Genomic DNA, 8,348 nt, shown 5'->3' with positions numbered 1-8,348 from the left:
ATCGGTGATCACTTCCACATAGATGTTATTGCCGATGTACTGGCCGGCGGAAACAGCCGTGCCGCGCCCGGTGGTCTTGTCCTCGCCGAGCACGCGCAGCCGATCGATCCCGGTCACCGAGCGGAGCTTGCCGAGCGGATTGAGCCCTCCGCCCGAGCCGCGGAGCGAATTGAGCGCGGCGGCCAGCTGCACCGCCTGAATCGGCGAGATGTTGGTCACCGAAGCGCCGAACAGCAACCGCGACAGCACCTCGTCCTGTGGCAGGGTCGGCGTCGACGTGAAACTGATCTGGGGACGCTGGGCACGGCCGTTGATGTTGATGATGGCGGTAACCCCCTCGACCGTCGTCTCGGCTGACAGGTCCAGCTCGGGGTTGGTGAACTCCCCGCCATCGAAGACGATGGCGCCATTCTGCGCCAGTTCGAATCGCCGGCCGGCGAAGCTGTAGGTACCGCGAACCACTTCGAGGCGGCCGATGATGCGGGGGGCGGCCGCCGTGCCGGTGATCCGCATGTCGGTTTCCCACTCGGCTTCCAGCCCCATCCCGCTGACGAAGATCTGGTTATCGGCGCGGACCCGCACATCAAGCCGGATCGACGCCGGCCCGACCGGCGCCGGCGGCTCGGCCTTGGCAGGCGGCGCGTTCTTCCGGCGCACGCCGGCAAGCTGCACGACATCGGCATCGCCCTGACGGATGATCTCGTACCGCGCCTCGGGAATGTCGATGGTGCCGCTGATCAGGCCGCCATCGCGACCGTTGGTCACCCGCAGCTGGCCGGTGGCCTGCGCCCCCAGCGCGTCGCCGCGTGCAAGTTGCGCCCGGTCAAAGTTCACGTTGAGCGCCACCGGGAACCCGCTGGCCGAATCCAGCCCGATCCTGCCGCTCGCACCGACTGTGCCATCGCCGGCACGCCCGGTCAGCGACGTCAGCTGGAAGCTGGACTGGGTGAAATTGCCCTGCACGGCGATGTCGCGGATGACCGTGCCATAATCCTCATTGGTATAGCGCAGCGCATTGGCGCGAATGGTGCCGGTCAGCCGGGGCTGGTCGACCCGGCCAGCGAAATCCGCTGCAATCGCAACGGGCCCGGAGAGCTGCTGCCCGGCAATGCCGGTCATTGCCCACAAAACTTCCGCCGGGCCACTGTACCGAATCCCGCCTGAGAGCGGGGCCGAGGCCAGACGGTCGGCAATGCCCTCGCCCGGCGGCAACGGCGCGACACGCGCCTGCAGCCGGCCGATCGTCGTCGAGCCTCGGCGAATGGCGGCCGCGATCGAGCCGCCGGCTTCGGACAATTCGGCCGTGGTGGCGATATCGACAGGCGCCGAGATCGTATAGGCGGCGGATCGCGTGAAGCCGGCTACATCGATCCGGGCATTGACGACCGGCACATCGGCGAGCGTTGCCTCGATCGTGCCCGAGGCCTTGCCGCCGAGACCAAGCCCTGGAACGAAGGCGTTGACGATCGCCAGATCGACCTGGTCCAGCGCCGCGTTGAGGCGGGTCTGCGTGCCATAGCGGCCGGCCAGACGGGCCTGGCCCTGGGGGAAGACGATCCTTGTCTGCGCCAGCTGCCAGTCGCCGTTGGTGCGGGTGGCGACGGCCGGCGCCGCCAGCTTGAAATCGATGCCATTGAAGGCGCCGGTGGCGTTGGCGACAATCCGTTGCGGCGCGAGACGGGCCTGCGCCGCGATGTTGAACGGGGCCGAGGCGCTGCCATTGGCAACCAGCCCGACCGTGCCATTGCCGCCACGATAATCGAAGCGGCTGCGCGCCCGGGCGACCAGCAATGTGCCGGATCGCACCTCGGCCAGATCGGCGCTGCCGGTGATCGACGGGGAATCGGGGAACAGGGTGATCGAGGCCCGGGCGGTGCCGCTGCCGATGGTGATCGGCACGTCGCCCGGAATGCGGGCGGACTGGGCGCGGGCGTCGATGTCGGCGCGCTGGTTGGCCCCGGCCGCTGCCAGCCTAACGCTGCCGGTGAGGCCCGATCCATCGAGCGAGATCGTGCCGGCAAAGGGGCCGGCCGCCGTCTGGGTGACGCGGCCACGCGCGTCGATGCCGGCGATGCGGGCGCGGTTGATGTCGATGGCCAGCGCGTCCCCGGTCTGCACCAGAAGATCGCCACTGAGCGGACCATAGGCCGACGCGCCGGTGGCCAGTATCCGGTAGCCGGCCGGCGAGCCGGTCAGGTCGACGACCAGGTTCCGCAGATCGAGGCCTAGGCCGGGCCGCTCGGCGCGCAGGCGCGCCACCGGGCGATCGAGCGTGCCCGAAGCCTCAATGCTGGCCGGGCCATATTCGGTCGAGACGGCGCGGGCCGACAGCGTGATGCGACCGGTGTCGGTGCGGTAGCTGCCGCTGCCCTGGGTGATCCGCAGCAACGGCGAGGTCAGCCGCAGGTCGCGCAGTGTCGCTGCGCCGGCCGGGTCATAGCCAAAGCCGGCGGTGACAACGGCATTGCCGCCGAGCTGTGCGCGCAGCGCCTCATTGTCGATCCGGCGCGTCGCGATGCGGGCCGTGCCGGTGAGACCGAAGCTCCCGGCCGGCGTGGTGATCAGCCGCGCGTCAGTGACGAGATCGACGCGGCCCAGCCCGTCGATCTGGTAATCATTGACCCGTCCCTTGAGAGTGCCGGCATAGCGGCCCTCGCCGACGTCGGCGATGATGATGGCAGTGGCGTCGATCCGGTCCGATCGCAGCCGCAGATTGTCCGACAGCAACTGGCCATTCGACCAGGCGAGGTCGCCGTCGATGGCGAGATTGGTCAGCAGCCCGCCGGCCGCGGCATTGAGCCCGGTGATGCGGCGCGCCCGCGCTGAAATCGGCACGAGGATGCGCTCGGAATCGACCGTCGCGCGCCCGCTCGCGGTCAAGCCCTCGATCGTCGTGGTGTCGAAGGTCAAAGTCGTGGCGCTGATCTGGTAGGCCAGCGTCGGCGTGCCGAAGCCGCCATCGATGGTGGCGGCGAGCCGCACGTCGTTGCCGCGCAGGTCGGGCGCAAGGGCGCTTGGCCGAAGCAGCTGGGCGTTGACCGCGAAATTCTCGAACCGGCTGTCCCCGAGGTCGACGAGTCCCTTGGCATCGACGACAAAAGCCTCGCCGCCGATCCGCGCCACCGTATCGACACGGCGATTGGCAAGTGTCGCCGTGATGTCGAGGTTGAGCTGGCGCAGCAGCGTCTGCGCCGGGCCGGTCAGCAGCGCCCCGGGGTCAGCGGGGCCACGCACCGTGAAGGTACCGTCACGCGCCGTCAGGGCCAGGTCGGCGAGCGTGTCGTCGGCGCTACTTGCCGTCAGCGCACCGCGCCAGTTCGCCCAGTTGCCCTGGCCGGATATGCGCGCGGCAAGCGGCCGGCCGAGCGCGGTGAAGCCATCGACCAATCCACCCGCGGGCGCGGTCAGCCGGGCGTCGATGACCAGGCGATTGGCTTCCGGCACGGCATCGAGGCGCAGAACAAGCGTATCCCCGCCGGCAATGCCATTGCCGGCCCGGGCCGACGCATCCAGCGCTACCGTCGCGCGGCCATCGGCAATGCTCGCCGATCCGCTGAGGCCGACGATGTGGCGGCGCCCGGTCACCGCCGGTTCGATGATCAGGCGATCGATGCGCAGCCGGTCGATATCAATATCGAGGTCGGGCAGCAGCGGTTCGTCGGGGTCGGACTCGTTCAGTTCGGGAGCCCGGCGCAGCGTCAGCGTGTCGGCGCTGGCTTCGGCCAGCGCAATCCGCCCGCCATTGAGGAAGGCGCCGGGCGACCAGTCGACAAGGACCGTTGGCGCGGTGACGAAAACGCCGCGCAGATCGCGGATCTCGAGGGCTCTGATCGTCATCCGCCCATAGATCGAACCGTCGATAGCCTCAGCCTGATAGTTGAGGCCGCTGGCCGTGGTGAAGCCGCCGAGCTGACCCAACAGAAAGCGCTTGCCGGGGCCGGTATTCAGGAACAGCAGCAGCAACGCCACGAGCAAGACCAGCGCGACAAGGATACCGCCGATCCAAGTGAAAACACGCCGCGCGGTCAAAATGCCTGTCCGATCGAGATATAGAGGGCCACGCGCGATTCACCCGGACGGCGATTGATCGGCGTGGCGACGTCGATCCGCATCGGACCGAAATTGGTGTAATAGCGCCCGCCAATGCCGACGCCGTAGCGCATGCCCGACAGCGACGGCGTCGACTCGTCGCCAAGCCGGCCCGCATCGATGAACGGCACAATGCCGAAATCGCCGAAACGGTAACGGGCTTCCAGGGCGAATTCAGTGAGCGAGCGGCCGCCCAGCGGCTGATTGTCGGCGCTGCGCGGGCCGAGCTGCTGGAAACCGAAGCCGCGCACCGAGCCGCCGCCGCCGGCATAGAGCCGCCGCGAAGGCGCGATTTCGTCGCGCGGCGCGCCGATGATCGACCCGACCCGCGCCCGCCCGGCGATGACCAGCGAGGAGGAGACCGGATAATAGGCGCTGCCCTCGAGCAGGAAGCGCCCGTAGCTGTCGAACGCGCCACGCGTGCGCTTCTGCGCCTCAGGGCTGGCGCGGACGGTGATGCGGAACCCCCGCGTCGGATCGAGCAGGCTGTCCGACCGATCATAGCCGAGCTGCGTCGGCAGGGCGGCGATCAGATAGGTGCCCCGGTCGAGAGCTGCCAACGCCGGATCGAAGCTGCTTTCACGCGAAGCGATCAGCTCGGCGCCGAGCGACCAGGTCCAGCGCTTCTGCCAGATCGGCGTGCTGACCCGCGACAGGTTGGTATTGAAGTTGATCGTCTCGGCATTGAAGGCGTCGAACCGCTGCCGCGCTACTGACGCACCGATCTGGAAGGCGCGGTCGCGCTGGCCGGCGTTGGAGCGCAGAAACTGGCCGCGCAGGCTCTGCTCGTTGGTACCGGCCACAACGGCGGCGCTCACCGCCCCCTCGGGTTCGAACAGATTCCGGTGCGTCCAGCTGCCACTCAGCCTGATCCCCTCGCCGGTGCCATAGCCGGCGTTGGCAGCGAGGTTGCGCGCCGGCCCGCGCGACTGGCGGATCAGCAGGTCGACCGTCTCGATACCCTCGGCATCGACGACCCCGGTGCTCACCGGTTCGACGGCGACGGTGGAAAGCAGGTTGGTGGCAATCAGCGCCTGGCGCAGGTCATCGAGCCGGCGGCTGTCGAATATCTCGCCGAATTCGAAGCGCGGCATCAAGGCGATGTGCCGGAGGTCGAAGACCTCGTCGCCCGCCAGTCGCAGCTCGCCGAAGCGCGCCTTGTTGCCCACGGTCACCGGCAGCACATAGTCGCCGGTAAAGGTCTCGTCGTCGAGCAGGATGTCCCGCTGCTCGATGGTCACAAAGGGATAGCCTTGCTCGGGCAGGCGCAGGGCGACATTGGCTTCTGCTGACTCGATGGCCGCCGCGACGATCGGATCGCCGGTCGACAAATCAAGCGCCTTGCGGGCGATGGCGCCCGGCTCGGAGGCCAGCGGTGCCTGTTCGGTGCCGGTGACGCTTATCTCGTCGAGGCTGTAGCGCTTGCCCGGCGTCGCGGTGATGCTGATCAGCAGCTGGCCATCCTCGCCGGGCAACGGTCCGACCACCGAAGTGACGACGGCGTCATAATAGCCTTCCGAACGCAGCAGGTTTTCAGCCAGCTGGACATCGACATCGGCGCGCGCCGTCACCTGCGCCGCGCTGCCGGCCTTGCGACCCTTGTCGAGCAAGGCGGACAGGTCGCGGAACCGATCTTCGAGATCGACCTGTTCGAGACCGTCGATCTCCAGCCGGTAGCGGATATCGGGAAGGTCGGGATCATCCGTCGCCGCCGTCTCCGGTGGCACAACCACGCTGCCGAGTGCTGGCAATGGCTCTTCGAGCGCCGGTTGCGGGGCCATCGGTGTCACCGCGACAGGGTCCTCAATACCCTCGACAATATCCAGCGGCGGCAGTTCGTCGGTGAGATCAAATTCAGAAGCGGCCGGCTCGGCAGCCACAGCATTCGGCGGCAGCTGAGCCCAGACGCCGGCCAAGGGGGCAGCCGATGCCAGCAGGGCGATGACGAAAGGCCAAACCGGGCGGTGCGGCGCCGACGCCTGTCCTACGAGATCAATGGCCATTGGGGAGCGAACATCCTGAAACTGATTTGGTTCCCGGCACCCGACAAAGATTGAGGGCGATGGGTGGCGCCGCCAGCAGCGGGCAGCGCGGGGCCTTAAAGCCATTCAACGACGATTGCCACCGCTCGTCGCATCCCGCCGGAACCTGTGAACCGACCTGGTGTTGCAGGAACAGGTGGCTGCATCCGCAGCTGAAATAAGGGAAGGAACGGAACCATGGCTTATGATGACCAGAACGACCCGGCCTTTGGCGGGACCCACGAAACCGGCAATTTGATCAGTGCCGACAAGGTCGAGGGCACAGCCGTCTACAACGCCGCCGGCGACAAGCTCGGAACGGTGGATTCGATCATGATCGACAAGGTGCGCGGCGATGTGCCGTTCGTTGTGATGTCGTTCGGCGGCTTTCTCGGGATCGGAGAGAAATATCACCCGCTGCCCTGGGAGCTGCTCGAATATGACACGAGGCTCGATGGCTATCGCGTCGACCTCGATCCGTCCCAGCTTTCAGAAGGCCCGGCCTATGACCGCGCCGAACTCGCCGGTTTCGACGAAGTGCTGGGCGGCGACGTCGACAGCTATTATGGCAGCGGCCGACGCAGTGCCTATGGCAGTGACACCGCCGACATCGACGAGCCCAACCGCAGCGACCGCAACGATGGGCAAGGCCGCCCGCTGGGCTATTACAGCTCGGAAGCGCAGGCGAAGCGGAACGCCGATATCCCGCCGGATGCCGACGATCACCGGCTTTCCCAGAACCACGACAAGCCCGGCTTCTACAGTCCCGAGCAGCAGATCAATCGCAGCAAGGGCATCGTATCCGACGGCGACCATGAGATGACCCAGGACGGCCTGGGAAATCCGCGCAGTCGGGAATAGCAACACAGGGCCGCCTGCACCATGCAGGCGGCCCTTTCGTTCAGGCCGCCGGTTCGAGCAAGCGCGGCCAGAGCCGTTCATCGAGGCGCGGCAGGTCGGTCAATGCTTGCTGGTTTAACCGGGTGCGAATGGCCTCGCTATCGATCGTCAGATCGGCCAGCGGCAGGGCCACGATCTGCTCGCCGACGCCGGCCACGCCGCCGAAGCGCACCACGACATGCTGGATGGTCCCAGTGTCGCAGGCGATGATCGCCTCCACCACTTCAGCGAGTTTCTCGCCGCCGTCATCCAGGATCGGACGGCCGACGAGAGCCGTGGCCGGAAAAACCGATACGACCACAGGCGATTTACCCGCCTTTTCTGCCGACTCCCCCACTGATTCATACCGCGCCTGACGACCAAGCCAGCGCCATATGCCGATGGCGTTGACCAGAGTCAGGAATATATTGGTGGCAACAAGGTTCGATTGGTCACTGTCGAGCCCAACCATGATCCAGCTCAGCGAGCCGAGCGTGAACACGACGAAACCCCACCCGGTCATCCGGGCGCCCAGGTTCGAGGCGGTCATCACGGCGGCAATCATCGTTGCCGCCGGTGCTGACCATTCGGCTACCGCGCTGAACGGGCTCAAGGACGCAACACGACCTTGGTGAACTCGTCCTGCTTGTTGAGGAAATCATCATAGGCTCCCGGCGCCTCGTCCAGCGACAGCCGATGGCTGATGATGACATCCGGCTTGATATCGCCATTTTCGATCCGCTCGAGCAGCGGCTTCAGATAGCGGTGAACATGCGTCTGGCCGGTCTTCAACGTCAGCCCCTTGTTGACGAACGCACCCATCGGCAACTTGTCGACGAGGCCGCCATAGACCCCCGGCATCGAGATCGTGCCGCCCTTGCGGCAGGCTACGATCGCCTGGCGCAGAACATGCGGCCGATCCGTTCCAAGGCCGACCGCCTGCTTGGTGCGATCGACGATGTTATCAATGGCGAGGCCATGGGCCTCCATCCCGACCGCGTCGATGCATCGATCGGGGCCACGCCCGCCGGTGGTTTCGGCCAGCGCCGCCATGACATCGACATGTTCGAAATCGATCGACTCTGCACCCGCCTCCGCCGCCAGCGCCAGGCGCGCCGGACGATGATCGATGGAGATCACCCGCTCAGCGCCAAGCAGGAAGGCCGAGCGGATCGCGAACTGGCCGACCGGGCCTGCACCCCAGATTGCCACCGTGTCACCCGGCTCGATCTCGGCATTTTCCGCGCCCATCCAGCCGGTCGGCAGGATGTCGGTGAGGAACAGCACCTGATCGTCCGAAAGATGCGCGGGTACCTTGAAGCAACCGGTATCGGCGAACGGCACACGGACATATTCGGC

5 protein-coding genes are annotated in these 8,348 nt (G+C 66.8%); 1 reads left to right on the top strand and 4 read right to left on the bottom strand.

Annotated features, from left to right (window positions below; genetic code table 11):
* Positions 1-3,969: translocation/assembly module TamB domain-containing protein (locus tag ACTIFJ_RS14155; RefSeq protein WP_439534756.1), on the bottom strand; the 3,969-nt coding region annotated here is incomplete at its 3' end.
* Positions 3,970-4,025: 56 nt separating this feature from the next.
* Positions 4,026-5,969 (bottom strand): autotransporter assembly complex protein TamA, encoded by a 1,944-nt coding sequence (locus ACTIFJ_RS14150; RefSeq protein ID WP_439534755.1) that lies wholly within the window; start codon positions 5,967-5,969, stop codon positions 4,026-4,028.
* Positions 5,970-6,308: 339 nt separating this feature from the next.
* Here ACTIFJ_RS14150 and ACTIFJ_RS14145 point away from each other — a divergent pair, with 339 nt between their 5' ends.
* A complete protein-coding gene (locus ACTIFJ_RS14145; protein WP_439534754.1) occupies positions 6,309-6,971 on the top strand; it encodes a PRC-barrel domain-containing protein in 663 nt (220 codons plus the stop codon).
* 40 nt (positions 6,972-7,011) lie between these two features.
* On the opposite strand, the gene ACTIFJ_RS14140 is transcribed toward ACTIFJ_RS14145, so the two are convergent.
* A complete protein-coding gene (locus tag ACTIFJ_RS14140; protein WP_439534753.1) occupies positions 7,012-7,554 on the bottom strand; it encodes a PRC-barrel domain-containing protein in 543 nt (180 codons plus the stop codon).
* A gap of 44 nt (positions 7,555-7,598) precedes the next feature.
* Positions 7,599-8,348 (bottom strand): zinc-binding dehydrogenase (locus ACTIFJ_RS14135; protein ID WP_439534752.1); only part of this gene is annotated, 750 nt, incomplete at its 5' end.

The organism is Polymorphobacter sp. (assembly GCF_051860865.1).
In the GTDB taxonomy this organism is placed as follows: domain Bacteria; phylum Pseudomonadota; class Alphaproteobacteria; order Sphingomonadales; family Sphingomonadaceae; genus Sandarakinorhabdus.
The sequence above is the reverse complement of the archived record's forward strand: the minus strand, read 5'-3'. Positions and strand labels throughout refer to the sequence as shown.

Coding starts and splice junctions, on each gene's coding strand:
- ACTIFJ_RS14145 (WP_439534754.1), top strand. CDS start 6,309: ATGGCTTATGATGACCAGAACGACCCGGCCTTTGGCGGGACCCACGAA.
- ACTIFJ_RS14140 (WP_439534753.1), bottom strand. CDS start 7,554: ATGATTGCCGCCGTGATGACCGCCTCGAACCTGGGCGCCCGGATGACC.